Origin of the sequence: Herbidospora sakaeratensis (assembly GCF_001570525.1) — a bacterium.
Classification (GTDB): domain Bacteria; phylum Actinomycetota; class Actinomycetes; order Streptosporangiales; family Streptosporangiaceae; genus Herbidospora; species Herbidospora sakaeratensis.
On sequence record NZ_BBXC01000009.1, the window covers coordinates 566,808 to 591,397 of the forward strand.

The window sequence follows — 24,590 nt, forward strand, 5'->3', positions numbered from 1 at the left end:
CCAACGGGTGACGGGCACCTGCCCGAGGTGCTCTCCGGCGACTTCGCGGGGCCCGCGTCCATCGCGTCGCCCAGGATACGGCAGGCAGGAACGGAACCGCAGGGCCGACACGGTACGGGTGCACGTCGAGCAGTTCGGGGCGGTGTGTCCGGGCTGGGAGCGGCCGTCGCATCCTGCCGACGACCTGACTGCCGACCACATCCTGCCGCCGGGGCGCGGGGGAGCGGAGAACGGCCCGCTGCGGGTGCTGTGCAGGACCTGCAATTCGGCCCGGCGAGCCGAGCTCGACGCGCCGAACGTGCCCGGCCTGGTGGTGACGCTGGTGGCCGGCCCGCCGTGCGCCGGGAAGTCGGCGTACGTCCGGGCGAATGCGCTGCCGTCCGACCTGGTCGTCGACTATGACGCGCTTGCCCAGGCGCTGCAGGTGCCCGGCCGGGAGCTCTATCAGCACCTCGCCTCGCACCGGCCGATCGTGACCGAGGCCCGGGACGCGGTGCTCGACCGGCTTGTGCTCGGCAACCACGACGTGAAGCGGGTGTGGGTGCTCGCGACGGCCGCCACGAAGGCCGACCGGGACCGCTATCGGCGTCGGTACGCGGCCCGGGTGGTCATGGTCCTGGCCCCTGAGGAGGTGTGTCTGCGGCGGGCGATGGGGGAGCGGCCGGAGGCGTGGTGGGGATATGTGCGGTCCTGGTTCGCGGCCTACGAGCCGGATGAGCGTGACGAGGTCGTGAAGAGCGGGGGGTGAGGCCGGTGGCCGGTCGTGGCCCGGCGCCGAAGGACCCGTCGAAGCGCCAGAGGCGCAACGCGCCGGCACCGCTCGAGGTCGTGCAAGAGGTCCAGGTCGAGGTGAACGTTCAGCCACCTCATCCTCCGGCACCCAGCTACCTGCTCAAGGTCACCAAGGACCGGTGGGTGGCGTACTGGGCGACGCCCGTGGCCAGGCTCGTCGACGCCGTCTCCGACCTGCCCGCCCTGGAGCGCCTGTTCTGGCTTTACGACGACCTGGAGCGGTCGCGGCGATCGGTCGCCTCCACGGGCCACATGGTCGAGGGCAGCCAGGGCCAGAAGGTCATGAACCCGCTCCTGCGGCACATGCAGACGCAGAGCGCCGAGATCCGCCAGCTTGAGGATCGGTTCGGGCTGTCCCCGCGGGCCCGGCTGTCGCTCAACGTGACCCTCGGTGAGGCCGCCAAGTCGCTCGCCGATCTCAACGCGCCGTTTCTGAACTCCGGGGGTGACGACGATGACCCGAGAGGCGATCTCGACGTCGTCGAGGGGTACGTCGTCGACGACGTGGGCTGACCGGTGAGCCTGGCCGTCGCCTGCCGTCCGCTGTCGGCGCCGAAGTCTCTCGGGTGGCCATCGCACGGCCGGATCGTGTGCGCGTGGATCGAGCGCCACTGCGTGTACGGCGAGGGTGACTACTTCGGCCAGCCGGTGAAGCTCCAGCGGTGGCAGAAGCAGATCCTTTACTGGCTGTACGAGTACAACCCGATCACCGGGGAGCGGCGGTTCCGCGAGGCCCTGATCGAGGTGCCCAAGGGGCAGGGGAAGACGCCCCTGAACGGCTGGATTCAGCTGTTCGAGCTCCTTGGCCCGCCGCTGTTCGGGCCGAAGGGGTCGCCGCTGATCCCGGTGGCGGCCGCCAGCTTCGAACAGGCTGACCTGCTGTTCGGCGACATGAAGCACGCGTGCCGGGAGTCGCCGACGTTGCGGCATCACGTCGACGCTTACGACACCGAGATCGTGGTGCGTAACGGTCCGGGCCGGTCGTACCGGGTCGCTGCGGTGGCCGGCACCAACGACGGTCAGCGGCCTTCGTCGCTGGGCGCCGACGAGCTGCACGAGTGGCTGGGCCCGAAGGAGCGCGTCCACCTGGTGCTCGTGAACGGCATGTCCAAGCGGGCCAACAGCATCGCGGTGAACACGACGACGCCCGGGTCGAACTTGGACACGATGGCCGGCCGGAAGCATCTGTACGGCTACCGCGTGAACGCCGGCGAGGTGGACGACCCCCGGTTCATGTTTGTCCACTACGGCGCGGCCGACGTGTACGACCTGACGGACCCCGAGCAGTTGCTCCAGGCGGTGCTCGCCGCGAACCCGGCGGCCGGGACGTTCCTGCGGACAGACGATGTGGTCGCGCGGTTCTACCAGATCCCGGAGTTCGAGTTCCGCCGCTACCACCTGGGCCAGTGGACGCGCGCCGACGAATCGTGGCTCCCGCCGGGAGCTTGGGAGGCGTGCCAGGGCGACGGGCCGGTGGCGCTGCGGCCGGACCTCCCGGCGCATGCCGCGGTGGATATGGCGCTCAAGCACGACAGCGTGGCGGTCGTGGTGTCGCAGGTCCAGCCTGACGGCCGCGTGGCCGTCGTCTCGAAGGTCTGGGAGCCCTCCGGGGACACCATCGACACTCACGCGGTCGAGAACCATCTCCGCCAGCTGCACCGCGAGCTGAACCTGCTGACCGTCGCCTACGACCCGGCCTACTTTCAGAGGTCGGCGGAGGTGCTGCTCGACGAAGGCCTTCCGATGGCGGAGTTCTCGCAGGGCGCCGCGTCGATGGTGCCGGCCTGCCAGGACGCCTACCGGCTCATCTGCGAGGGCCTGGTCCTGCACGGCGGCGACCCCACGCTCACCGACCACGTGCTCAGCGCGGCGGTGCGAGAGACCGACTCGGGCTGGCGGCTGAGCAAGGGCCGTAGCAAGCGGAAGATCGACGCCTGCATCGCGATGGTCATGGCCCTGTTCCTGTCCCAAGTGCCCGTCCTGGTCGAAGAGGGCCCGAATCTGTGGTGAGGAGGCCCGGGTGCTGATCCTTGCGGAGATCGGGTTCGTGCTGATGGCACTGGTCGGCGTGGCGCTGTGGAGTGTCCCGGCAGCGCTGATCATCGGTGGCGTGCTGGGCGTGGTCGCCATGGAGCGGGCGTCGGCAGCCCGGCCGCGCGCGGTCGCCACGGTGACCGATCTGGACAGCCGGAGGGCCGCGTGAGCCTGTTCGGCCTGTTCGAGCGCCGCAGCAACCCGGAGAACCCGTCGGTTCCGCTGACCTCCTCCAGCCTGTTGGAGTGGCTCGGAGGGATGACGACGAGCTCGGGCAAGCAGGTGTCGGAGAAGGGCGCGCTCGCCATGAGCGCGGTCTACCGGTGCGTAGGCCTGGTGGCCGGCGTCAGCAGCAGCGTGCCCCTGCACACCTACCAGTACGGCACCCACGACCGGGTCACGTCGCGCCTGCTGAACGATCCCCACCCGGAGCTCACCGCGCTGGAAGTCTGGCGGCTCGCCTACACTCACCGCGCGATGTGGGGCAACGCCTACCTGCAGAAGGTGCGCAACGGGGCCGGCCAGGTCCGTGAGCTCTGGCCCGTCACGCCCGATCGGGCGATCGTCGACCGGGAGAAGCCCTCCGACGCCAACCCATCGGGGAAGTACTTCTACGTCACCGACGACTGGGGCGTGACCCACCGGCTGACGCCCTACGAGATCCTTCACCTGCCCAGCTGGGGATACGACGGCCTGATGGGGCTGAGCCCGATCGCCGCGGCGCGGAACGCGATCGGCCTGGGCCTGTCCGCTGAGGAGTACGGCGCCAAACTGTTCGCCTCGGGCAACATGATGGGCGGCATCCTGTCCACCGAGCAGCGGCTCAACAAGGAGCAGGCAGACACGCTGAAGGCCCGGTGGAAGGCCCGCGTCGGCAGCGGTCTGGACAACGCGCACGACGTGGCCGTGCTCGACTCCGGCGCGTCCTTCACCCCGGTCACGATGCCCGCGCGGGACTCCCAGTTCCTGGAGTCGAGGACGTTCTCGGTCGAGGAGATCGGCCGCTGGTTCGGCGTCCCGCACTTCCTGCTCGGTCTGACGGCGAAGAGCACGAGCTGGGGCACCGGCCTGGAGCAGCAGGCCATCGGATGGGTGAAGTTCGATCTCCACCCGACGTGGCTGGCGCTCACCGAGGCCCGGGTCACCAAGGAACTCACCGGCGCCACGGTCCAGGCCCGCTACAAGCTCGAGGGCCTGCTCCGGGGCGACTCCCAGGCTCGCGCCGACTTCTACCGGGTCATGCGCGACGTCGGTGCCTTCTCGGCGAACGACATCCGCGAGCTCGAGGACCTGGGGCCGGTCGAGGGTGGCGACATGCGGCTGCAGCCGCTCAACTACACCCCCCTTGGGTCGGACCCATACGACGACAAGCCCGCCCCGTCTGGCCAGGGCGGCCAGGACAACGACGAAGACGAGGACTGAGATGCCCACCGTGACGCTTGAGGAGCGGCGCAGCCTCGCGCTGGCCGCGACCGGTGCCGAGATCCGGGCCGACGGCGAGGGCGTTGAGCGCTTCCGAGGCCTGGCTTCGCCGTTCAACGTGCGTGCGCCGATCGGGAACCCGAAGACGTGGGGGTTCTACGAGGAGTTCTCCTTCGGGGCCTACACGAAGACCCTTGCTGAGGGCGATCAGCGCATGCTGATCGACCACGCCTCCTACTACGTGGTGTCGCGGGTCTCGGCCGGGAGCCTCAACCTGGCGCAGGCGGCCCGAGGCTTGGACGTCGACTCCGCGATGGACAACGAGCTCTCCTACGTGCGTGACCTGAAGGCGAACCTCAGGAACGGCAACATCACCGGGATGAGCATCGGCTTCTACGTGGTCAAGGACCAGTGGTCGCTGATCGAGGTAGAAGAGCTCGGAGATGACGGCAAGATTCGCGTCTTCGAGGCGGAGCTCAGGACCGTGCTGGAGGCCCGCCTCCTGGAGGTCTCCGCTGTCACCTTCCCGGCCTTCGTCGACACGGAGGCCGAACTCAAGAGCGTGTCGCACGCGCTGGTCATGCGCGGCGACGTCGGCGCGGTCGAACGCCGCGCTGTCCACCGTCCCGAACTTCGGGACCTGCTGCAGGTCATCGGTCGCGAGCCGGGTGAGACCACTCGCGATGCCGTGCCCTCCGAGCCGGGAGAGACCACTCGGAAGGGCGTCGACGAGATCGACCTGGCCATGCGGGGGCTGTCCGCCCGCTACGGGCTGAAGCTGCCCGCCTGACCCACCGATCCACGCACCCGCCGGCCAGCTGCCGCGCGGGTCGTCGTCATGCCCAAGGAGGCACACGTGAGCACGGTCGCTCTACAGCGGCTCATCGACGAGCAGAACACCATCTGGAACCGGATGCAGGAGCTGCGCCGGGGCATGGATGACCGCGACCTGACCGCCGAGGAGCGGCAGAACTGGGACGAGGCCGAGGCCCGTCTCACCGTGGTCTCCAGCGACATCGAGCGGCTCCAGCGCGCCGCCCAGCTCGACACCGTCGACCGGTCACAGGTCATCGTCGCCGGCGGCGGCCAGGACGGCGACCAGCGCGGCAACGACGCTGACCGGCAGGAGCGCTACTCCGAGGCGTTCTACGGCTTCATCCGGCGCGGCCTGGACCGCCTCACCCCCGAGCAGCGGGAGCTCCTCGCCGCGAACTTCGGTGAGGTCCGCGCTCAGGGCGTCGGCGTCGACTCCGCGGGCGGCTACCTGGTCCCCGAGGGCTTCCGGAACAAGATGACGGAGACCCTCGTCGCGTTCGGCGGCCTGATGGGCCAGGTCTCCGAGATCGTGACCGGCACCGGCAACGACCTGCCGTGGCCGACCAACGACGACACCGCCAACATCGGCGCCATCCTGGGCGAGAACACCCAGATCAGCGAGCAGGACCTGACGATCGGCCAGCGCAAGCTGGGCGCGCACATTTACACCAGCAAGCTGGTGCGGGTGAGCCTGGCCCTGCTCCAGGACAACCAGTTCAACCTGGAAGCCTGGCTCCCGACGAAGCTGGGCACCCGCATCGGCCGCGCGGTCGCCGCGCACCTGTGCACCGGCACCGGCGTCGGCCAGCCGGAGGGCATCACGGTCGGCGGCACGGTCGGCAAGACCGGCGCCGTGTCGGCGACGGCGGTCATCACCTACGACGACACGATCGACCTGGAGCACTCGGTCAACTCGGCCTACCGCGAGGGCGGCAACGCCAAGTACGTGTTCGCCGACTCCATGCTGAAGCTGCTGCGGAAGCTGAAGGACGGGGAGGGGCGCCCGATCTGGGTCCCGGTGCCGACCGCTGGGTTCCCGGCGACGATCAACGGCTGGTCCTACACCGTCGACGACGGCATGCCCGCGCCGGCCCCGGGCGCGAAGTCGATCGCGTTCGGTGACTTCCGGCAGGGCTACGTGGCCCGCCGCGTGCTGGACGTCCAGCTGCAGATTCTGCGAGAGCGCTACGCCGACTACCTGCAGGTCGGCTTCCACGGTTTCGCCCGCCTCGACGGCCGCGTCGACGACGCCGCCGCGTTCCGCCTGTTCCAGCACGGCGCCGCGTCGTAACCCCTCTGATCGTCTCGCCCGGCGGCTGGTGGGCCGCCGGGCTTCTGGAAGGACTGAAGCGTGTCTCGAGACGCGTACAACAACCTGCTGGTCAAGCAGACCCTCATCCCCGCCGTGCGCAACGCCAGCGCCAACGGCACCGCGGTGGACCGCAACGAGGACGGCTGTGGCTTCCAGTCCGCCCTCGTGGTCGTCAACGCGGGCACCGTCACCGACGGCACCCACACCATCGAGGTCCAGGACTCCGACGACGGCACCAACTTCACCGCCGTCGCCGACGCCTACCTCCAGGGCGCAGAGCCGGCCATCGTCGCGGCCGACGACAACAAGGTTTTCGAGATCGGCTACCTCGGCCTCAGGCGCTACCTGCGGGTCGTGCTCACCGTCTCCGGTTCCCCGGCGACCGGCGCCGCCCTGGGCGCGTTCGTCGTCCTGGCCGAACCCAGCGTCGCGCCCGTGGTGAGGAACTGACGTGGCGACGCTTAAGGTCAAGATCCGCACGCCCGTCTCGGGGGACGGCGTCAACTACGGCGGCGGCGAGGTCGTCGACATGCCCGAAGGCCAGGCGCGGTCGTGGGTCGAGCACGGGATGGCGGAGCTCGTGGAGGACTCCGCCCCGCCCGCCGGTGCCGAGACGCCGGAAGACCAGCCGAAGCCGGAGACTCCGGAGGGCTCGGGCCCCGAGGTCCCCGAGGCGGATGAGCCCGAGACGCCGGAGCAGCCCAAGCGGCGCACCCGCGCGGCGGCGAAGAAGGAGGGCTGAGATGCCGACTCGTATCAACACGGCCGCCCGGAACGCGGCGGCGGACGCCATCGCCGACCTGCTGAACGGCGGCGTGATCCGTATCTACTCCGGCGGCCAGCCCGCGACACCGGCGACGTCCGCCAGCGGCACGCTGCTGGCGGAGTTCACGCTGTCCAACCCCGCGTTCGCCGATGCGGTCAACGGCGTCGCGGCGCTGGACGTGACTCCTGCGCTGACCGACACGGGCATCGCTGACGGTACGGCGGGCTGGGTTCGCATGCTGACCTCGGCGGAGGCCGGCAGCACGGGACTGGGCGTGATCGACGGCGCGGTCACGGCGACCGGCGGCGGGGGGACGCTCACGCTCAACACCACGACCATCAGTACCGGGGTGAACGTTGAGGTGACCTCCGGCAACATCACCGTGCCCGCGTCCTAAGCCGGGGGTGACCGATGTCCGCTCTGTCGAACAACTTCGAGGGCGGGCCCAGCAGCGGCACCACGGTCAGCACGGGCAACTCCGGCGGTGCCAGCGGAAACGCCTGGAACACGCTCGTCATCGACAGCGGAGCCTCGTTCGCCTACAGCAACGCCCAGGCGGCACACGGCACTCTGTCCGCCCTGGTGTCGACGGTCGCCTCAGGCAGCTCCTACGCGGCGTGGACGTCCGGCATTCCGGGCACGTCGGCGACGCTGTGGGGCCGCGGGTACTTCCGTTTCTCAGCGAATCCGTCGTCGGCGATCATCCTGCTGCGCATCCTGACCGGCGCGAATGGCGTTGTCGGCAGCATCCGCCTCAACACAGCCGGAACGGTGTCGATCCTGAACTCGATCGGCAACGCCGTCGCGACGTCCACGAACACGATTCCGACGGGCGCCTGGTGGCGGGCCGAGCTCATGGTCACCTCCAGCACGACAACCGGCGTGATCACGGCCCGGCTCTACCTGTCGTCACCGGACGGGACGACGGCGACCGAGACGCTCTCGGTGTCCAACACCAACATGGGCAGCGCCAACCCGGCTCGTTTGCGGGTTGGGGTCGTGACGAACACGGCCAGCATCAGTGGGTTCCACATCGACGAGGTAGCGCTCAGCGATGTCGACTGGATAGGCCCTGCCGGTGGCGGCGGGAGCGTCGCTGGCGTGCTCGACGTCGCTCTGCCCGCAGTCACCATGGAAGCGGCAGGGACGGTCACGGTCGCGGGCGTCGCCGACGTCGCGCTTCCGGCAGTTCAGGTCGCGGCCGCTGGCGACGTCGAGGAGACAGAGCCCGACGTCGTCGAGGCGGTCCTCGACGCGGTTCTTCCAGCAGTGGTCGTGGACGCTGCTGGAGAGGTCTCCGTCGATGGGGAGCTGGCGGCTACGCTCCCGGCGGTCACGGTTGAGGCGGCCGGTGCGGTCGCGGTTGAGGCCGTCGTGGACGCGCTGTTGCCCGCCGTGCAGGTCGAGGCCGTCGGCACCGTTGCCGTCGGCGGTGAACTCGGCGTGGCTCTTCCTGCCGTGCAGGTCGACGTTGTGGCCGCGGTTGAGGTCGACGGTGTTGTCTCGGCCGAGCTGCCGGCGGTCGTGGTCGAGGTCGTCGGTGAAGTCGAGATTGAAGGCGTCGCGGGCGTTCTGGCCGTAGCCCTGCCGGCCGTGGTCGTTGAGGCGGCCGGGGCCTTGGGCGTTGCCGGTGACCTCGACGGGGTCCTCCCGGCGGTCGTTGTCGACGCGGCCGGCGCGGTCACTGCGCTGGCCGTGGTTGATGCGGCTCTTCCCGCAGTGGTGGTCGAGGTCTCTGGGGCTGTTTCGGCCGTCGGGACGATCGACGCCAGCCTGCCTGCGGTGGTGGTGGACGCCGCCAGCAAGGTGGCGGTCGCAGGTGAGCTGTCCGCCGTTCTTCCTGCTGTTTCGGTCGGGGTGGCTGGCGAGGTCTCCGTCGATGCGGTCGTCGATGCGGCGCTTCCGGTTGTCGTCGTCGCCGCGGCGGGAGTGGTTGGCGGGGGCGTCGTGGGGGCGCTCGACGTCCAGCTGCCCGCCGTTCAGGTGGTCGCTGCGGGCCAGGTCGTCGTGTCGGGCGCGGCCGACGTCCTGCTCCCGGCCGTTCAGGTCGGGGTGGCGGGCAGTGTCCAGGGCGAGCCTGTTGAGGGTGCTCTCGACCTGGTGCTGCCCGCCGTGCAGGTCGCCGCTGCCGGTTCGGTCACGGTGGCCGGTTCGGTGGATGCGCTGCTGCCGGCTGTGCAGGTCGCTGCGGAGGCTGAGGCGATCGTGGCGGGCGCGCTGGGGGCGTTGCTTCCGGCGGTGGTGGTCGAGGCATCGGGCGGGGTCGCCGTCCGGGGCGAGCTCGACGCCGCCCTCCCTGCGGTCGTGGTGTCCGTGACCGCGCTGCATGACGTCACCGGTGTGTTGGCCGCCTCGCTCCCGGCTGTGCAGGTGTCGGTGGCCGGGGTGATCGCGGCGTCGGGGATCGGTCAGGTGGGCCGTCTGCGGTCGGCCGCTGCGGCTGCTGCTGGTCTGGCGTCGGCTGCCGAGCCGCTGGCGAAACTTCGTGGGGGTGTCGAGTGAGCACGACGGGCTACACGTCGGGAGACCCGACGAAGGTGTCGGCCGACGCTGTCGGCCAGCCGGGCGGCCCGGCCGGCCCGCTCGACGAGGACGGGCTGATCCCGGCCGAGCAGATCCCCGGCGGCGGTGGCGGGCCGGGCGGCGCGGTGGCCAGCGTCAACGGGCAGTCCGGCGTCGTCGTCCTGGACGCCGGAGACGTCGGGGCCGATGCGGTCGGTACGGCCGCCAACGAGATCACCGACCACGAGGGCGACGACGACCCACACGAGGATCGCGCCCACGCCAGCGGGCTCGTCAGCGCGCTCGAGGTTGCCCTGCGGGCCGACCTGCTGGCCAAGACCGGCGGCACGGTGACCGGCCCCATCACCCTGCAGGCGCTGCTCACTCTGGCCCGGCTGACGATGACCAGCCCGAATGACCTGACCACGCTGATCACCTTGGTCGCCCCGTCCGCTGCGTCGACGGACCCGGACGACTCTGCGAACCTCCTGGAGGTCCTCCAGGATTCACAGCCGACATGGTGGCTCAACGAGAACGGCAACCCCAGGGCCAGAGCCGCGAAGACGACGGAGGCCGCCGAGAGGCTGTACGGGCTGAGCGGCCAGGCCGCTGACATCTTCCAGGTCCTGCGGACTCGCGCCGATCCGACGGTGCTCGTTGCTGCGAAGCCGAACGGCAACTTGGAGATCCTCGGGAACCTCGTGGCGGCGAACCACGCCAACTCGGCATGGACCCTGCTGACGTCGAACGACCCGGACTACACGGCCGTCGACGGCGACCACGCGGAATGGCAGCCCGCTGTGCGCCTGGTCGGCGCGGCCGGGGAGACGGTCGAAATGCGCGGCCGATTCACTGTCGCGACCACCGTCCTCAACGACGTCATGACCATCCTGCCCAGCCAGTTCCGGCCATCGAAGACGGTCAGGGTGTCATTCGCGAACGGTCAGAGCACCGCTATCCACGGCCTCATCAATCCGTCCGGACAGGTCACGATCGGCCGCGCGACGGCGGCCACGTTCCTCTCCTTGGACGGGATCAACTTCTCGCGGATCTAGGAGCCCGGATGATCGTCGCCCAGGGCCAGACCGGCACGCTGCTCGCCTCGTGGCTGGAGTACCCCGGCGGGCCCGCCGTCGACGTCACCGGCATCACCATCACGATCACCCCACTGCCGAGCGGGAGCCCCGTCGTGGGGCCGACGTCGGCCGGGGTCAGCCACCCGGCGACCGGCATCTACACCTACTCCTGGGCAGTCCCGGCCGACCTCGAGGTGGGCACCTACCTCGCGGTGTGGAACGCCGTCGACGTCGGCGGCGGCGCCGTACAGGCCAGCGAGATCGTCACAGTCACCGGCGCGGGCGGCCCTGGCGGGTTCCCGCCCAAGCGGCTGACGACGAAGGTGACGACCGCCTCCGGGTTGGTGGACCCGATCACGATCCAGGTCACCGTCTACCAGCCGGACGGCACCAGCGCGGGCCCGTTCACTGGGGTGCGCGACGCGCAGGGCCTCTACTACTACGACTTCGTGCCGAGCATGGCCGGTCGGCACATCGCCCGCTGGGTCACCACCGCGCCGGACGCCGCCGACGAGGAACCCTTCGACGTCCCGCCCCCGTGGGGCGAGGCCGGGATCATCAGCCTCACCCAGGCCAAGAGCACCCTCAACATCGACCTCGACGACCACCAGGACGATGACGAGATCACGGGCTTCATCCAGGCGATGACGGGCCCGATCGAGCGCATCGTCGGCGCCACCGTCCGCCATACCCATCGGGAGAAAGTCGACGGCGGCCACGCCATCGCGCTCAACCACACCCCGGTCATGTCCATCGTCTCGATCACCGCGATCCGGACGGGCGTCACCGCGCCGGCCCTCGACGCCCTCGACGTCGACGGGCCGACCGGCATCATCGAACGCCTCGACGGCGGCCGCATCTACGGCCCGCTGCGGATCGAGTATGTCGCCGGCCGATCCGTGATCGAGGCCTACATCACCCTGGCCGCGAACCTGATCCTGCAGCACATGTGGGAGACCCAGCGCGGGTCCCAGGGCGTGGTGCGTCGCGGCGGTCAGGACGAGATCTGGGACCCGCGGTTCGGGTTCAGCATCCCTCGCCGGGCCCACGAGCTGCTCGGCGACCAACCTCCTGGAGTGGCCTGATGGCCGAGGTTTCCCGCGCGCCGGCCATTGTCGACGCGCTCGTCGCGCTCGCCGAGGGCCTGGCCCTGGACGACTGCGTCGTCTACGACGGCCCGAGCCTGGACAGCGCCACTCGTCAGCGGGTGATCTGCGTCGGCTGGGACGGCGGCGACAGCGACAGCGAGTCGCAGGCGATCGAGTCCACGTCGGATTGGGCGGGGATCGGCATCCGGGCCCGGGACGAGCAGCTCGTCATCACCGGCGCGGTCATCGCCTGGGAGGGCGCCGGGACGGTCAAGACGGTCCGGGACGAGGCATACGCGATGGCCGGCGCGCTGGAGCTCGCCCTGCGAGCCGATCCGTCGCTGGGCTTCCCGTCGCCGACGGTGGCGGCGTTTCGCACCGTCGGCCTGTTCCAGGCGCAGGACAAGCAGGGTCCGCTGGCGCGGCTGGTGTGGCAGATCGCCGTGAGTACTCGCATCTGAGAAGGGGGCCCGCGTGGCCAAGTTCAAGAACGTCTCCGGCGTCGACGTCCACGTGGGGCGTGCCGACGGCCGGATCGTGAAGTCCGGAGAGTTTTTCGAGGTCGCGGGCGAGCGGGTCGAGGTCGAGGGCGTCGACGACGCCGTCGTGATCAAGACTCCAGACGGCGATCTGCGGTCGTGGCCGACGGCCACGTGGGAGTACGTGCCCGACGTGGTGCCGACGCCTTCGCGGGCGGCGCGTAACAGCGAGGAGAGCTAACGATGGCGACCGGATCGGGCCTTGACGCCCAGCTGGGGTTCGCGCAGGAGTCGGTGGTCGGCACCGGCGTCACTGTGACCAAGTTCGCGGAGTTCAACTCGGAATCCCTGTCTCTCGACGTCGGCTACCTGGAGCCCGCCGGACTGCGGGTCGGCCGGTACCACAAGCGCGCCTCGCGGGTGAAGCAGTCGCGGCGGAGCGTGTCGGGCGACATCGAGTTCGAGGTCGCGACGCGCGGCCTCGGCATGCTCTTCAAGCACATGCTCGGGTCGAACGCGACGGCCACGCAGATCGGTTCGACGACGGCGTACCGGCAGATCCACACCCCGCAGGGCAAGGTAGGCAAGAGCCTGACCATCCAGGTCGGCCGCCCGGAGCCCGGCTCGGGCCTGGTCAAGCCCTTCACGTACCGGGGCTGCAAGATCACGTCGTGGGAGCTCAAGCTCACCGACAACGGCATCATGACCCTCAACGTGTCGGTGAACGGCTGGGACGAGACGACGGCCACGGCGCTCGCGGCGGCCAGCTACACGGCCAACGCCGGGGTCTGGTCGTTCCCGCAGGCGACCTTCAAGATCGGCGGCACCCCGTCAACGTCGAGCGGTCTGCTCAGCGTCGCCGGCGGCACGGCCGTGGCGACGGTCGTCAAGGAGATCTCGATCAAGTGCGAGTACCCGATGGCGACGGAGCGATACGGGATCGGCAACGCGGGGATCAAGCGGGAGCCGCTGGAGAACTCGTGGCCGACGATCACCGGTTCACTGTCGGCCGAGTTCAGCCAGGCAGAGCTGTACGACGTCTACACCGCTGGCGACTACACACCGATCGAGTTGTCGCTGGTGGGTGACGAGATCGGCGAGTCGGGCGAGAACGACACGTTCTCCGTGATCATGCCCGCCGTGATTCTCAAGAGCGCCGCGCCGACGGTCTCCGGTCCGGACATCGTCCAGATGACCACCGGCTACGAGGCGTACGACAACGAGGTGGACGCGCCGATCCAGCTGATGACGATCAGCGCCGACACCGCGCTGTAGCCATGCCCGAGGTGCGCGTGGTCGGCGCCGAGAAGCTCGGCGAACTGGCCAAACGCCTCAAGGACGTGGAGCGGGAGCGCAAGCTTCCGCGCAAGTTGAGCACGGGCATTCGGAACGCGGCCAAGCCGGTCGTCGCCCACGTTCAGCAGGAGATCCGGACCCTGCCCGTGAAGGGCACTCGAGGAGGCGGCGCACGGCGGCGGGAGACCTACGCCTACCGCCGGTCGTCCGCCCGGGCGCTCGACCGCGCCGAAGACAAGGACCTCGGTTCGGATGAGCTGAACCAGGTGCTCGATCGGCATCGCCGCCGTGCCCGGCAACGGTCGGGGCTGCGGGACACGATCGCCCGCAGCATCAAGACCGAGATCAAGACCGGCCCCAAGTCGGCCGCCGTGCGCATCGTCGTCGACGAGAAGCAGCTCCCGCCCGACCAGCGGAAATTGCCGCGCTACCTGGACAGCACAAAGGGCTGGCGGAAGCCCACCTTCGGACGTGACCCGTGGACTGTCCAGAAGGGCCGGCCATGGTTCGCCTCCACCATCCGCAAGCACGCCGCCGAGCTGCGGACACAAATCCTGAAGGTGATGGACGACATCGCCGACGAAATCGAGAGAGGACTCTGAATGGCGCGCATCACCATCGGCGACCAAGTCGCCGAGGTCAACCTCGGACGCCTGCCGCTCCACCAGGGCATCGCCCTGCAGAAGGCGACCAAGATGCGGTCCAACGAGTTGGGCACCGCGATGCAGCAGGGTGACCTGGAAGCCGTCGCCGCGCTCGCCTGGCTGGTCCTCAAGTTCTACATGGGCCATGACGACCTCACGTTCGACGACGTGGTCGAGGGCCGGTTCGTCATCAACATGGACGCCATCAAGGTCGAGGACGCGGAGGCGGCCGAGGAGGACAAGGTGGAGTCGTCCCCTACGCCCGCCGCCGTCGAGGCGGCCCCGATTTAGAACGGCGCGTACTCGAATACCTCGCGCTGCTGGCGCACTACTGCCATCTCAGGCCGCGTGATGTGTACGAGCTCGATGAGCTCGAATTCGAGTTGATGGTCGCCTTCGTCGACGCCCAGCTCGAAGCCGCGAAGAAGCAGTCCTGAACACCTGACCGCGCGCACCGCGCAGACCAACACCACACCCGGGGGAGGTCTGCGTGGCGTCGCTGTCGTTCGACCTGTTCGCAAGGGACCACGCCAGCAAGGCTTTCCGCGATCTCGGCGACACCGCCGACCGCACCGAGGCGCGCCTCAAGCGGTTCGGCGCGTCGGCCGCGCAGGTCGGCGGGCAGACGGCTCAGCTCGGCGGCCAGGTCAAGCAGCTCGGCGGCCACTTCCAGGAGATGGGCGGCCGCGTCTCAGCCGCCGGTGGCCGCGTACGGGAGTTCGGCGGCCGCCTGGGCAGCGTTGGCGGGCAGATCGGCTCGTTCGGCGGCCAGCTGGGCTCGCTGACCGGCCGTCTTCGTGGCCTGTCCGCCGGCCTCGGCGACCTCAACGGGCGTATGCAGCTGCTGGGCGGGGTGATGGCCCGGCTCGGCAGCCAGTCGGCCGACCTGGGCCGCGACATGACCCGGCTCGGGTCGCAGGTGTCGCTCGCCGCTGTTTCGTTCTCCCTGCTGGCGGTGGGCGCTGCCGGGTCCGCGCTCGCCCTCGGCCAGCTGGTCGCGGCGGTCGCCCCGGCCGTCGGCATCCTGTCGGCCCTGCCCGGCGCCCTGGCCCTGGGCGCCGCCGCCTCCGCCACGCTCCGGGTCGGTCTGCTCGGCATCCAGGAGGGCTTCGCCGCAGCCATCAGCGGCGACTACGAGACCTTCATCGCAGGCACGAAGAACCTCGCCGCCTCCGCTCAGAACGTCTCCTACGAGCTGTTCCAGATGGCCGGCGCCTTCCAGGGGATCAAGTTCCGCACGCAGGAGGCTCTCTTCGCGCCGCTGGTCGGCACGATGTCGGAACTCCTGCCCGTGATCAAGGCCGTCGCCGACGGGATGGAGCTCGCCGCCGCCGCGTTCGGCCGGGCCGCCGTGCGGGTCAAGGAGTTCCTCCAGGAGGCAGAGAGCGTCTCGGCAGTCGAGGCCGTTTTCCGGGACCTCGCGACCATCGTTGACACGCTCGCCCCAGCCCTGGCCCCGTTCCTCGGCGGTCTGCGGGACCTGGCCGTCGTCGGCAGCGCGTTCACGACGTCCCTGGCTCCGGGCATCGCCGCCCTGCTGACCCGGTTCGGGGAGTTCCTCAGCGCGGCCTCGGCCAGCGGTGAGGCTCTGGCCTGGATGGAGGACGCGCTCGCCGTCCTCCGCCAGCTCGGGCGACTCCTCGCAGACGTGTGGGGTGTCCTGGCCGGCCTCAACACCGCCCTGCAGGCAACCGGCGAAGGCGCGCTCGGCGTCCTGGGCCAGCTCGCCGCGGCCGCGCACGCCTGGGTCGATTCGGCCGAGGGCCAGCAGGTCCTCATCTCCATCTTCGGCGCGGTGCAGCAGGCCGCTGCCGCGCTGTGGCCGGTCGTGACCGCGCTCGGCGTTGCCCTGGCCGACCTGGCCCCGAGCGTTGTCGTGCTCGCCCAGGCGATCGGCCCGGTCCTGGTCGCGGCGATCGAGGCGGTGACGCCCGCGCTGGCGGCGCTGGTGCCCGGCATGGTTGCCGTGATCTCCGGTGTCGGCGCGGCCATCGGCGCGCTCGCCCCCGCGCTGGTCCCGATCGCCCAGGTCGCCGCTCAGGTCCTCGCCGGTGTCGGCGGCCTGGTGGCCGCTCTGGGCGGCGCGATCGCCGCCCTCCTGCCCGGCCTACAGGCGCTCGGCGGAGCGATCGCCGAGGCCTTCGGCATCATCGCGCCGGTACTCGCGCCGATCGCCGCGCTGCTCGCCCAGGTCGTCGTCGAGCTTGCGCCGCTCATCCCGGCCCTGGCCCGGCTGGCCGTGACCGTCGTCAACGCGGTCCTGCCCGCCCTGTCCGCCGTGCTGCCGGTCGTCGAGGACATGATCAGCGGGATCGCCGGCCTGGTCCGCAGCCTGGTCCCGCTGCTGACACCGATCGGCGGCATCCTCGAGCAGAGCCTCGGGCTGCTCCCGCCGCTGCTCGCCGCGCTGACCCCGGTGCTGCAGGCGCTCATCCCTGCTGCCCGCGCGGTCGGCGCCGCGCTAACCGACGCGTTCCGGCTGGTGATCCCCGAGCTCGCGCCGATCGCGGCCATGCTCGCCCAGCTCGTCGGCGCGCTGGCTCCGCTGATCCCGATCATCACGCAGATCGCCTTGCTCGTCGTCGACATGCTGCTCCCGGCGCTGATCACGATCGCGCCGTCGCTGCAGGTAGTCGCGGCCAGCTTGCGGGGCGCGTTCGCCGACCCTCGGGTTCAGGGCGGCATCGCCGGGCTCGCCCAGGCCGTCGCCGACCTGATCCGGCTGGTGGGCCCGCTGCTGGGCGAGGCCGTGAGGGCGATCGTGCCCGCCCTCACCGCGGTGCTACCCGGTGTCCGGTCGTTCTTCGACACCGTGGTGGCCGGGGCCCGTGCGCTGGCGCCGTCGCTGGTCCCGATCGGTTCGGCCATCGGCACCGTGTTCCGAGCGCTGGGCCCGGTACTGGTCGAGGTCGCCAGGGCGTTCGCTCTGCTGATCCCCGCAGGTGCCCAGGTTGTTGCCGCCCTCGCGCCGATCGTGACGGCGATCGTCAGCGCCCTCGCCCCGGCCCTGGCCGCACTCCAGCCGGCGCTGGTCGTCGTCGGTCAGGCGCTGGCGGCGGCGTTCGCGGACCCGATGGTCGCACCGGCGCTGATGGAGCTCGCGCGCGGCCTGGCGGCGGTGTTCGCCGGACTGGCCCCGTTGGCGGTGCCGCTGGTCGAGATTGCGGCGATCATCGTGGGCCGCCTCGGCACTGGGTTGCAGCTGCTGGCGGCGCTGCTGGCGCCGGTGATCGCGCAGCTGGCCGACATGCTGCTGCCGCTCCTGCCGCAGATCGGCGCGCTGCTGTCGGAGCTGCAGAAGGCTGTCCTCCCGGTCGCCGCCGCGTTCGGTGACCAGCTGGCGACGGCCCTCGAGGCCGTCATGCCGTACCTGGAGCCGATCATGCTCGCCCTCCGCGAAGTCGGCGAGAAGATCATGGCCACGCTGGCGGAAGTGATTCCGCAGGTCACACCCTATCTAGGTGCCATGGCCCAAGCCTTCGGGTTGATCTTCGTCGAGGTCGCCAAGATGATGCCGGATCTGATCCGGCTGGCCGGCGACATCCTCGTCCTGTTCCTGCAGCAGCTCCCGGTGATCGCGCCCATGCTGCTGGACCTGGCGATCGCGTTCCTGGCGATCACGCGAGAGATCACGCCGCTGGTGCCCGACCTCGTCCGGCTGTTCCTGGAGTTCGTGACGCCGATCATCCCCAAGCTCCCCGGGCTGATCGGGATGGTGCTGGAGCTGGCGTGGGCGTTCCAGGACCTGGTGAGCCAGGTCGCGCCCTGGCTGGACAAGTTCCTCGCCAGCCCGGAGGCGATGGCCGGCGTCCAGCTAGCCGCCGCCGGGGTCGTGCTGGCGATCGACACGCTGGGGCGCGCCTTCAGCATCGCGCTCGGCGCCGTCGAGCTCTTCTTCGGCTGGTTCATCGGCAGCCCCGAAGCGATGGAGCGCGGCCTCGGCCGCATGGCCGGCGCGATCAAGGGCTGGATCAACGACCTGATCGGCTGGCTGGAGTCCGCCTACAACGCGCTGGCGCGGATGGTCCCCACCATGCCGCAGATGACCTTCCCTCGCCTGCTCGCCGACGGCGCGATCATCCGCCGGGAAACCCTGGCCGTCGTCGGTGAAGCCGGCCCCGAGGTCGTCATCCCGCTGACCCGGCCGAAGCGCGCTGTTCAGCTCGCCCAGGAGTCGGGGCTCCTCGATCTCCTCACCCGGACGGCGTCACTCGGGGGCGCCCTGCAACGCGGCCCGCAGCTGACGGCCGCGGCGGTGATGGCGGACAGCAGGCGGGCCGCGCCGGTGGTGGTCCGTGGGGCGACGTTCGTCCTGAACTTCCCGGGCCAGCCGCTGGTCAGCCAGGACGAGATCTTCCGGATGATCCAGTCGGCGGTTTCTGAAGCTGAGTCGCGTGGGTTCCCTTTGACGAGGATCGGGGTCGCGCCGTGACGATGCCGGATGTACGGGTGGAGATCGCATGGACGACGGACACCTCGAATTCGGACATGTGGTTGTTCACCGATGTGACGCCGTGGGTGGAGTGGCAGGACAGCGTCAAGATCAGTCGGCGTCGTCAGCACGAACTTGACCAGGTCACGCCCGGGACGCTCACTCTGACGTTGGACAACTCAGATGGCCGGTTCACCGCGGCTCGGGCGGCGTCACCGTACTACCCGCACGTGAAGATCAACCGCCCGATCCGTGTCCGCGCCTACTGGCCACCGTCGCGGAACCTGCTTGCGCGCAACGCGTCGTTTTCGGTCAGCGTCGGGAGCCGGACCACTACATTCGTGTCTCCGCCGCCTGGCGCAGATCGCAGTGAACAGTGGTCAGCGGGGGTGCTCGCAGGGGCTGCGTCCATCTGGCTCGGGACCAGCGCACTGACCACCGCCACCAACCAGGCGAACCCCGTAACCCCCGGGCAGACGTACACGTTTAGCGTCCAGGTGAAGTCCACAGTCGCGGTCAGCATCCGGCCGATCATCCGCTGGTACGGCCTGGACGGCGCGTTCATCATCCAGTCGGGCAGCCCTTCGTTCACCCCGTTGACGTCGTCCTATCAGGGGCTATCCGTCACCGCGACCGCTCCCACTGGCGCCTTCTTCGCCCGGGTCGTCCTGACCACCACCGGGACCACGGGGAGCGCGACGACGATCAACGCCGGCGCATGGCAGCTGGAGGCGGCGGCGGCGCCATCCGCGTACGAGCTGGCCGAACTCGACAGGACGCGCTACCAGGGCTTCGTCGACAAATGGCCTGCCGCGTGGTGGAACGGCTGGCTTTCCCGCGTCGCCCTGACGGCAACCGACCTGCAAAAGCTCCTCTCTCGTCAGCGGCTTACGAACGTCGGCTGGATCACCGATAACCAACTCTCCGGCGCCCGGATCGAAGGGCTGCTCGCGGCGGCGCAGGCGTTCTTCTCCTTCAACACGCTGGTTGATACGGGGGCCAGCGTCCTGGGGCTCTCGGGCCAGGAGTTCGAGCAGTCGATCATGGCGTCGATCCGGGCGGCGGCGGTTTCCGAGGGTGGCGTCTTCTTCATCGCAGGCGGCGGCTACCCCCGCTTCTACGATCGGGAACACAGGCAGCGGCCAGTCGAAAGCCAGTCCCCGGCGATTGAGCTCTCCGCTGACCAACTCGGCACCGACCTGACCTTCGTGCTCGACGATGTGCTGCTGATGAACGAGGTCATAGTCACGGGGGCCGGCGGGATCGAGGCCGACCCGTATGTGGACCTGACGAGCATGTCCAGCTACGGCACCTACTCCGGCCGTTTCGAGACGCTCCTGAAATCGCTGAGCGAGTGCGAAGCGCGGGCCGCGTTCATGGCCTTGCAATATGCGGACCCGCAGCCCCGTGTGGGCCGCGTGAGCCTGGAGGCACGCACCCAGCCGAGCCTATGGTCCGTGCTGCTGGGCTCCGACATCGGCCGGCGCCTGCAGATCACGGACCTGCCGCCGGAGGCCCCGGACGGCGTCCTCAACCTTTGGATCGAGGGCCTGCAAGAGACGATCACGGATGAGTCGTGGACGTTCGCGTTCGATACGTCGCCGGCGTCGTTGACTGCCGGATTCATTCTCAACGACGCCAATTACGGTTTCTTGGATGAGAATCGATTGGGCTGGTAATGGTATTTCGTGCTTTCGACTTTCAGCCGGGCGACCTTCTGACGGCAGCGGATATGAACGATGTGCCGCAGTTCGCGACGGTGGTGAAACCCTCAGACGAGTCGGTGTCGTCCAGCACAACCCTGCAAAATGATGATCATCTGATTCTGTCACTGCCGACGAACAGCACGTTCATCATGGACGCGATGATCATCTACCTGTCGCCGGGTAACGCCGACTTCAAGGGCGCATGGTCCGGCCCATCCGGAGCGACGCTGCAATGGTTCACCGATGCCGGAAGCAGCGCGGAAACCGTCGGTGTCCATGCGGTCAACCGGATCGTCTACCAAATCTCGGAGACCACGTCCATTCTCGCTCCCGGGCTCGATCCGTTCCTTATGTGCTACAAGCCGAAAGGGATTCTCACCACCGGCGGAAGCAACGGAAATCTCACGTTCCGATGGGCTCAGGCGACCAGCCAGGCTTCGGCCGCCGTGGCGAAAGCCGGGTCGTGGATTCGTCTCCACAAGATCGCGTAGAAGGGCATCGCCATGCACACCCATAAGCAAGGGTTCCCGTCAGGTACGCCCCACGGGCTGGCCATCGCCGCGGCGACCGAGGCCGCGCAGCGGTTCGTCGGCGACGGCGAGCAGGTCCTGGCCGCCGAGGTGATGGAGCAGAGCCCGGAGCACGAGGAGGCTGGCGAGTTCCTCGTCCGCGTCGAGATCGGGCCGTTGACCAGTCCTTCGTCGTAGTCGTCATGCAGGCCTTGCCCCCGCCTGTCGTTTATCTACTCACTTCAAAGGGGGGCCTCACGGGTGGTGGACTGGCTCCAAACGCCAGTAGGTCAGCTCGGAGTCATCGGGGCCGTCTTCAGCGCGATGCTCGCTCTTTTCGGGCTGGTCCTGCGGCTCATCTTCACTGGCAAGTTGGTTCCGTCGAACCTCGTCCCTCGTTCGACCCTGGAGGACGTTAGGGCCGACCGCGACGCCCGTATTGCCGAGGCCGTCGAGGACGCCGAAGCGTGGCAAAAGCTCTTCCAGCAGGAATGCGCCGCACACAACACCACGCGCGAAGCCCGCATCGAGGACCTGGTCGGTCGTCTGGCGGTCAACACCGAAGCGGCCAACCTGGCCGCGACGCTTCTCACGGAAATCCGTCGCAGCCAGATCGAGGCCCGGGATGACCACTGACGACGACCGCCCCGACCTCCACCAAGCCGCCCGCCATGTGCAGGAGTCCGCCGAACGGGCCCAGCGCGACCTCGACGAGGCCCGGAAGCGGTCACGTCAGGCGCGTTCTCTGGCCGACAAGCTGCGGGGCCTACGCGAAGAGAACGGATTCAGGGACATGTTCATCCAGGCCATGAGGGGTTCCGGTGGTTGAGCTCGTCCAGTCGATCGGCAGCGTCGAAGTGGTCATCTCCGCGCTGCTCGCCACGGCCGTCGTCATCGTCCACCACGTGCTGGCCCGGTGGTGGGAGACCGCCGCAGGCCGCCACGTATTCACCTTCGAGGCCGTCCTGGCCGCGTGCCTGGACCTGTGGGCCATCCGGCTTCTCTTCCCCGATGGCGACTGGTTCCTGATCCCCCGGCTGGTCGCGTTCACGGGAGTGCCCATCGTCCTGGCCTGGCGGATCCAGGTCCTCCTCTCGCACCGGAACGCCGGCCGCCGGAAGCGGACCCAGTCGAACGAACCGACCCCAGAGGAGTCGTGATGGTCCAAGTCCAGCTGATCACTCGCGCCGGTTGGGGTGCCCGAGCCCCCAAGCAGGATGTTCCCGCGCTGTACTCCACGAAGGGCGTCAAGGTCCACTACACCGGCGGCCGCGTCGACCCCGCCATCGTCAGCAACCACAACATCTGCGTCGGCCTGGTCCGCGGCTACCAGCGCATGCACATGGACGACAACGGCTGGTCGGATCTGGGCTACACAGCCGCGGCCTGCCCTCATCGGAAGGTGTTCGTCGGCCGCGGCCCGAACCGGCTGCCCGCCGCGAACGGGGCCGGCCGGAACTCGGGCCACTACGCCGTGCTCGGCCTGGTCGGCAACGCGGGCTTCGTCCGGCCTAACGACGGCCTGCTGCACGGGATCGTCGACGCGATCGAATACCTGCGTGCCGAGGGCCGCGCGGGTCGGGAGGTCAAGGGCCACCGCGACGGCTACTCCACCAGCTGCCCCGGCGACGCGCTCTACGCGTGGGTCCAGCGGGGCGCGCCCCGGCCTGGTGGCGCTCCGCCGAAGGCGCCCGTCGAGGAGCTGCCCGTCGTCAACGGCATCCCGACGTGGCTGCGGCCGATCCGGCTACAGACGCCGATGCTCGCCGGCCTCGACGTCCGCGAATGGCAGGAGAAGGCCCGCCAGTGGGTGGCGTCGCTGGTCGCCGATGGCATCTACGGCAAGCAGTCCCAGACCGCGTGCCGCGCCCTGCAGAAGTTGTTCGGCCTGCCCGTCACGGGCGTGGTCGACGAGGAGACCTGGACGGTCACCTTCGCCCTCGAGTCCTGAGAGGACCCTCATGAGGAAGCTCATCGCCGGCATCGGCGTCGCGCTGCTCGCCCTCGTCAGCATCGGCCCCGCCGCCGCGAACGTCTCGACGACCACGGCCCTGGCCGCCGTTGAGCCCGCCCCGGCCTACGGGGCGTGTGGCAACAAGAGCACCGGCCTGCTCCGGATCCTGGAGCGGAACAACCTGGCCAGCAGCAAGGACGGGAAGTGCCGCGACACCGAGCGGAAGATCACCCTGCCGTCGATCGCAGGGGGCCCGAACAAGCTCGTCTTCAAGCGCGGCCTCGCCACGGAGACGTGCACCCGGGCGACCCGAACCTTCAGCGCCACGTGGACGTTCACGTGCACCACGGTGACGGTCCCCGCTCCGTCTCCGAGCCCCACCCCCACGCCGTCCCCGACGGCCACCCCGTAAGGAGTCCTCATGCCCGATTCGGAGCTGACCGGCGAACCGGCACTGTGGGCCGGCCTCGTCAGCGGCATCATCGGCATCATCGCCGCGTTCCTGCTGCCCCTGACCGACGAGCACGTCGCCGCGTTGAACGCCGTCGTGGTCGCCGTCGCCGGCGTCTACGTCGCATTCGTGACCAGGTCGCCGGACAACGGCGGCAGCATCAAAGCCGCGATCCTCGGTCTCGGCCAGGCCGTGCTCACGCTGGCGCTGACGTTCGGCTGGAAGGTCGAGCCGGAGCAGACCGCGCCGATCATGCTGGTGCTCGGTCTCGCGGTGTCGCTGTGGCTTCGACAGACCTCGGTGCCGAAGGCAGCGGTGACCCGCGCCTGACCCCGGGACTACGAACGCCCCGCTCTCTTCGGAGGGCGGGGCGCCTTCGTCATGTCTGAGGCTCAGCGGCGTTCGTGCTCGGCTTGCAGGCGACGGCCTTCCTCGGTGTCGGCGTACTTCAGGACGGCCTGTACCGGCGTGCTCGAATACCAGGCGGTGAGGTTGTCGGCGGCAGCCTGGAGGTTATCGAGTTGGGCCGGGTAGACCACGGCGGCGCTATTGAGCACGTGGGCCAGGCCCTGAAGGTGATGCTCAATCTGGGCGGCCACGGTGTCGGCGAGTTCCTCGGTCATGCCGTCCATCTTCTACCGGTCGGCCTGAAGGTCGCAGCGGTCCAGCATCGTTCGCGCGGTCTGCTCGCGCACGACCTGGCCGTCGATGATGATCCGGCACGTGATGCCGGAGGCGATCCCGGCCGCCGTGGCGGTCATGGACACGCGGGGCGCGACGCCCAGGGCGGGCACGGTCTTCCGCCAGGGGAGCGTCACGCCCCTTTCCTGGCCGCGCTCGGTGGCGACGGCGTGGGTGACGTTCGCGGTGGTGGCCGTCGAGTCGGCCGACTGGACGATCTCGAAGACCACGGTGTGCGCGCCGACCTGGTCGGGTGAGGTGGCGGGCCGGCTGAGAACCGATGCGAGGGCGACGGCGCCGAGGACGAGCGCGCCGATGACGACGGCGATGATGAGCACGATCCTGAGGCCGCTGCTGCGCGGTGGCGGCTGAGGGGCGGGGGGCGGGGGTAAGTATTGCGGCCGGGGTGGCGGGCCGGGCTGGTAGGTCATCGGGGCTCCTGAGGTCGTGGCGTCTTGTGGGACGCGGCGCCCTTGGAGGTGGTTGCCCGGGGTGGCCGGATCGTTGCTAGCGGCCCTTAACGCAAGCTGATCAAGGGGTCGTGATCATCCAACATAATCGGTGTTATGTGGGGCGATTTGGCGATCTTGCTCGACGGGCCCGACCCGATGTGGGAGCTGGAAGCCCCGG

General features: G+C 69.6%; 30 protein-coding genes. 28 read left to right on the forward strand and 2 right to left on the reverse strand.

Annotation, left to right across the window (positions count from 1 at the left end):
- Nucleotides 1-118: 118 nt before the first annotated feature.
- The 28 genes from AW271_RS12695 to AW271_RS12835 all read left to right on the forward strand — a co-directional run bounded on the left by AW271_RS12695 (nt 119) and on the right by AW271_RS12835 (nt 23,609).
- Nucleotides 119-748, forward strand: a complete 630-nt coding sequence (locus tag AW271_RS12695) for a hypothetical protein (RefSeq protein WP_062336168.1) — start codon at nt 119-121, stop codon at nt 746-748.
- Between the two features lie 5 nt (nt 749-753).
- Complete coding sequence (locus AW271_RS12700; protein ID WP_500784373.1) at nt 754-1,305, forward strand: phage terminase small subunit P27 family; 552 nt, start codon at nt 754-756, stop codon at nt 1,303-1,305.
- 75 nt (nt 1,306-1,380) lie between these two features.
- A complete protein-coding gene (locus tag AW271_RS12705; RefSeq protein ID WP_169806323.1) occupies nt 1,381-2,802 on the forward strand; it encodes a terminase large subunit domain-containing protein in 1,422 nt (473 codons plus the stop codon).
- Nucleotides 2,803-2,812: 10 nt separating this feature from the next.
- On the forward strand, nt 2,813-2,995 hold the full coding sequence (locus AW271_RS12710) for a hypothetical protein (protein WP_062336173.1): 183 nt from the start codon (nt 2,813-2,815) through the stop codon (nt 2,993-2,995).
- Nucleotides 2,992-4,248 (forward strand): phage portal protein, encoded by a 1,257-nt coding sequence (locus tag AW271_RS12715; RefSeq protein WP_062336174.1) that lies wholly within the window; start codon nt 2,992-2,994, stop codon nt 4,246-4,248. Before AW271_RS12710 ends, AW271_RS12715 begins: the two co-directional genes overlap by 4 nt.
- A 1-nt stretch (nt 4,249) precedes the next feature.
- Complete coding sequence (locus AW271_RS12720) at nt 4,250-5,038, forward strand: HK97 family phage prohead protease (RefSeq protein ID WP_062336176.1); 789 nt, start codon at nt 4,250-4,252, stop codon at nt 5,036-5,038.
- Between the two features lie 66 nt (nt 5,039-5,104).
- Nucleotides 5,105-6,355 (forward strand): phage major capsid protein, encoded by a 1,251-nt coding sequence (locus AW271_RS12725; RefSeq protein WP_218008036.1) that lies wholly within the window; start codon nt 5,105-5,107, stop codon nt 6,353-6,355.
- A 60-nt stretch (nt 6,356-6,415) separates the two neighbouring features.
- Nucleotides 6,416-6,826, forward strand: coding sequence for a hypothetical protein (locus tag AW271_RS12730; RefSeq protein ID WP_062336179.1), 411 nt, complete (start codon nt 6,416-6,418; stop codon nt 6,824-6,826).
- Nucleotide 6,827: 1 nt separating this feature from the next.
- Nucleotides 6,828-7,118 carry a hypothetical protein gene (locus tag AW271_RS12735; protein ID WP_062336181.1) on the forward strand — a complete coding sequence of 97 codons (291 nt, stop codon included), beginning with the start codon at nt 6,828-6,830 and terminating at the stop codon, nt 7,116-7,118.
- Nucleotide 7,119: 1 nt separating this feature from the next.
- Nucleotides 7,120-7,539, forward strand: coding sequence for a hypothetical protein (locus AW271_RS12740; protein WP_062336183.1), 420 nt, complete (start codon nt 7,120-7,122; stop codon nt 7,537-7,539).
- Between the two features lie 14 nt (nt 7,540-7,553).
- The gene (locus AW271_RS12745) at nt 7,554-9,644 is read left to right on the forward strand and encodes a hypothetical protein (RefSeq protein ID WP_062336184.1); all 2,091 of its coding nucleotides are present in this window, start codon (nt 7,554-7,556) and stop codon (nt 9,642-9,644) included.
- A complete protein-coding gene (locus AW271_RS12750; RefSeq protein ID WP_062336186.1) occupies nt 9,641-10,699 on the forward strand; it encodes a hypothetical protein in 1,059 nt (352 codons plus the stop codon). Before AW271_RS12745 ends, AW271_RS12750 begins: the two co-directional genes overlap by 4 nt.
- Nucleotides 10,700-10,707: 8 nt before the next feature.
- Nucleotides 10,708-11,805 carry a hypothetical protein gene (locus tag AW271_RS12755; RefSeq protein ID WP_062336187.1) on the forward strand — a complete coding sequence of 366 codons (1,098 nt, stop codon included), beginning with the start codon at nt 10,708-10,710 and terminating at the stop codon, nt 11,803-11,805.
- The gene (locus AW271_RS12760; RefSeq protein WP_062336189.1) at nt 11,805-12,269 is read left to right on the forward strand and encodes a hypothetical protein; all 465 of its coding nucleotides are present in this window, start codon (nt 11,805-11,807) and stop codon (nt 12,267-12,269) included. Before AW271_RS12755 ends, AW271_RS12760 begins: the two co-directional genes overlap by 1 nt.
- Nucleotides 12,270-12,282: 13 nt before the next feature.
- Nucleotides 12,283-12,528, forward strand: coding sequence for a hypothetical protein (locus tag AW271_RS12765; protein ID WP_062336190.1), 246 nt, complete (start codon nt 12,283-12,285; stop codon nt 12,526-12,528).
- Nucleotides 12,529-12,530: 2 nt separating this feature from the next.
- Nucleotides 12,531-13,562: a phage tail tube protein gene (locus tag AW271_RS12770; RefSeq protein WP_062336192.1), complete on the forward strand. Its 1,032-nt coding sequence runs from the start codon at nt 12,531-12,533 to the stop codon at nt 13,560-13,562.
- 2 nt (nt 13,563-13,564) lie between these two features.
- Complete coding sequence (locus AW271_RS12775; protein WP_062336194.1) at nt 13,565-14,185, forward strand: hypothetical protein; 621 nt, start codon at nt 13,565-13,567, stop codon at nt 14,183-14,185.
- On the forward strand, nt 14,186-14,518 hold the full coding sequence (locus tag AW271_RS12780) for a hypothetical protein (protein ID WP_062336196.1): 333 nt from the start codon (nt 14,186-14,188) through the stop codon (nt 14,516-14,518).
- Nucleotides 14,519-14,717: 199 nt separating this feature from the next.
- The gene (locus AW271_RS12790; protein ID WP_062336200.1) at nt 14,718-18,659 is read left to right on the forward strand and encodes a hypothetical protein; all 3,942 of its coding nucleotides are present in this window, start codon (nt 14,718-14,720) and stop codon (nt 18,657-18,659) included.
- Nucleotides 18,656-20,338, forward strand: coding sequence for a hypothetical protein (locus AW271_RS12795; RefSeq protein ID WP_157554044.1), 1,683 nt, complete (start codon nt 18,656-18,658; stop codon nt 20,336-20,338). Before AW271_RS12790 ends, AW271_RS12795 begins: the two co-directional genes overlap by 4 nt.
- A 53-nt stretch (nt 20,339-20,391) precedes the next feature.
- Nucleotides 20,392-20,856: a hypothetical protein gene (locus AW271_RS12800; protein WP_157554045.1), complete on the forward strand. Its 465-nt coding sequence runs from the start codon at nt 20,392-20,394 to the stop codon at nt 20,854-20,856.
- Between the two features lie 12 nt (nt 20,857-20,868).
- On the forward strand, nt 20,869-21,072 hold the full coding sequence (locus AW271_RS12805; protein WP_062336207.1) for a hypothetical protein: 204 nt from the start codon (nt 20,869-20,871) through the stop codon (nt 21,070-21,072).
- A gap of 63 nt (nt 21,073-21,135) precedes the next feature.
- Nucleotides 21,136-21,510: a hypothetical protein gene (locus tag AW271_RS12810; protein ID WP_062336209.1), complete on the forward strand. Its 375-nt coding sequence runs from the start codon at nt 21,136-21,138 to the stop codon at nt 21,508-21,510.
- Entirely contained in the window at nt 21,500-21,703 is a 204-nt protein-coding gene (locus AW271_RS12815) for a DUF7620 family protein (RefSeq protein ID WP_062336211.1), read from the forward strand. The genes AW271_RS12810 and AW271_RS12815 overlap by 11 nt, the downstream gene beginning before the upstream one ends.
- Nucleotides 21,696-22,034 carry a putative phage holin gene (locus AW271_RS12820; RefSeq protein WP_062336213.1) on the forward strand — a complete coding sequence of 113 codons (339 nt, stop codon included), beginning with the start codon at nt 21,696-21,698 and terminating at the stop codon, nt 22,032-22,034. Before AW271_RS12815 ends, AW271_RS12820 begins: the two co-directional genes overlap by 8 nt.
- Nucleotides 22,034-22,825 carry a peptidoglycan recognition protein family protein gene (locus tag AW271_RS12825; RefSeq protein ID WP_062336215.1) on the forward strand — a complete coding sequence of 264 codons (792 nt, stop codon included), beginning with the start codon at nt 22,034-22,036 and terminating at the stop codon, nt 22,823-22,825. Before AW271_RS12820 ends, AW271_RS12825 begins: the two co-directional genes overlap by 1 nt.
- 10 nt (nt 22,826-22,835) lie before the next feature.
- A complete protein-coding gene (locus tag AW271_RS12830; RefSeq protein WP_062336217.1) occupies nt 22,836-23,240 on the forward strand; it encodes a hypothetical protein in 405 nt (134 codons plus the stop codon).
- Nucleotides 23,241-23,249: 9 nt separating this feature from the next.
- Nucleotides 23,250-23,609: a hypothetical protein gene (locus tag AW271_RS12835; RefSeq protein WP_062336219.1), complete on the forward strand. Its 360-nt coding sequence runs from the start codon at nt 23,250-23,252 to the stop codon at nt 23,607-23,609.
- A 62-nt stretch (nt 23,610-23,671) separates the two neighbouring features.
- Here AW271_RS12835 and AW271_RS12840 read toward each other — a convergent pair whose 3' ends face one another.
- Nucleotides 23,672-23,902 carry a hypothetical protein gene (locus tag AW271_RS12840; protein ID WP_062336221.1) on the reverse strand — a complete coding sequence of 77 codons (231 nt, stop codon included), beginning with the start codon at nt 23,900-23,902 and terminating at the stop codon, nt 23,672-23,674.
- Between the two features lie 12 nt (nt 23,903-23,914).
- Nucleotides 23,915-24,298 (reverse strand): MmpS family transport accessory protein, encoded by a 384-nt coding sequence (locus AW271_RS12845; RefSeq protein WP_062336223.1) that lies wholly within the window; start codon nt 24,296-24,298, stop codon nt 23,915-23,917.
- Nucleotides 24,299-24,590: the final 292 nt, after the last annotated feature.

Coding starts and splice junctions, on each gene's coding strand:
- AW271_RS12720 (WP_062336176.1), top strand. CDS start 4,250: ATGCCCACCGTGACGCTTGAGGAGCGGCGCAGCCTCGCGCTGGCCGCG.
- AW271_RS12740 (WP_062336183.1), top strand. CDS start 7,120: ATGCCGACTCGTATCAACACGGCCGCCCGGAACGCGGCGGCGGACGCC.
- AW271_RS12745 (WP_062336184.1), top strand. CDS start 7,554: ATGTCCGCTCTGTCGAACAACTTCGAGGGCGGGCCCAGCAGCGGCACC.
- AW271_RS12755 (WP_062336187.1), top strand. CDS start 10,708: ATGATCGTCGCCCAGGGCCAGACCGGCACGCTGCTCGCCTCGTGGCTG.
- AW271_RS12760 (WP_062336189.1), top strand. CDS start 11,805: ATGGCCGAGGTTTCCCGCGCGCCGGCCATTGTCGACGCGCTCGTCGCG.
- AW271_RS12770 (WP_062336192.1), top strand. CDS start 12,531: ATGGCGACCGGATCGGGCCTTGACGCCCAGCTGGGGTTCGCGCAGGAG.
- AW271_RS12775 (WP_062336194.1), top strand. CDS start 13,565: ATGCCCGAGGTGCGCGTGGTCGGCGCCGAGAAGCTCGGCGAACTGGCC.
- AW271_RS12780 (WP_062336196.1), top strand. CDS start 14,186: ATGGCGCGCATCACCATCGGCGACCAAGTCGCCGAGGTCAACCTCGGA.
- AW271_RS12800 (WP_157554045.1), top strand. CDS start 20,392: ATGAACGATGTGCCGCAGTTCGCGACGGTGGTGAAACCCTCAGACGAG.
- AW271_RS12805 (WP_062336207.1), top strand. CDS start 20,869: ATGCACACCCATAAGCAAGGGTTCCCGTCAGGTACGCCCCACGGGCTG.
- AW271_RS12815 (WP_062336211.1), top strand. CDS start 21,500: ATGACCACTGACGACGACCGCCCCGACCTCCACCAAGCCGCCCGCCAT.
- AW271_RS12825 (WP_062336215.1), top strand. CDS start 22,034: ATGGTCCAAGTCCAGCTGATCACTCGCGCCGGTTGGGGTGCCCGAGCC.
- AW271_RS12830 (WP_062336217.1), top strand. CDS start 22,836: ATGAGGAAGCTCATCGCCGGCATCGGCGTCGCGCTGCTCGCCCTCGTC.
- AW271_RS12835 (WP_062336219.1), top strand. CDS start 23,250: ATGCCCGATTCGGAGCTGACCGGCGAACCGGCACTGTGGGCCGGCCTC.
- AW271_RS12840 (WP_062336221.1), bottom strand. CDS start 23,902: ATGACCGAGGAACTCGCCGACACCGTGGCCGCCCAGATTGAGCATCAC.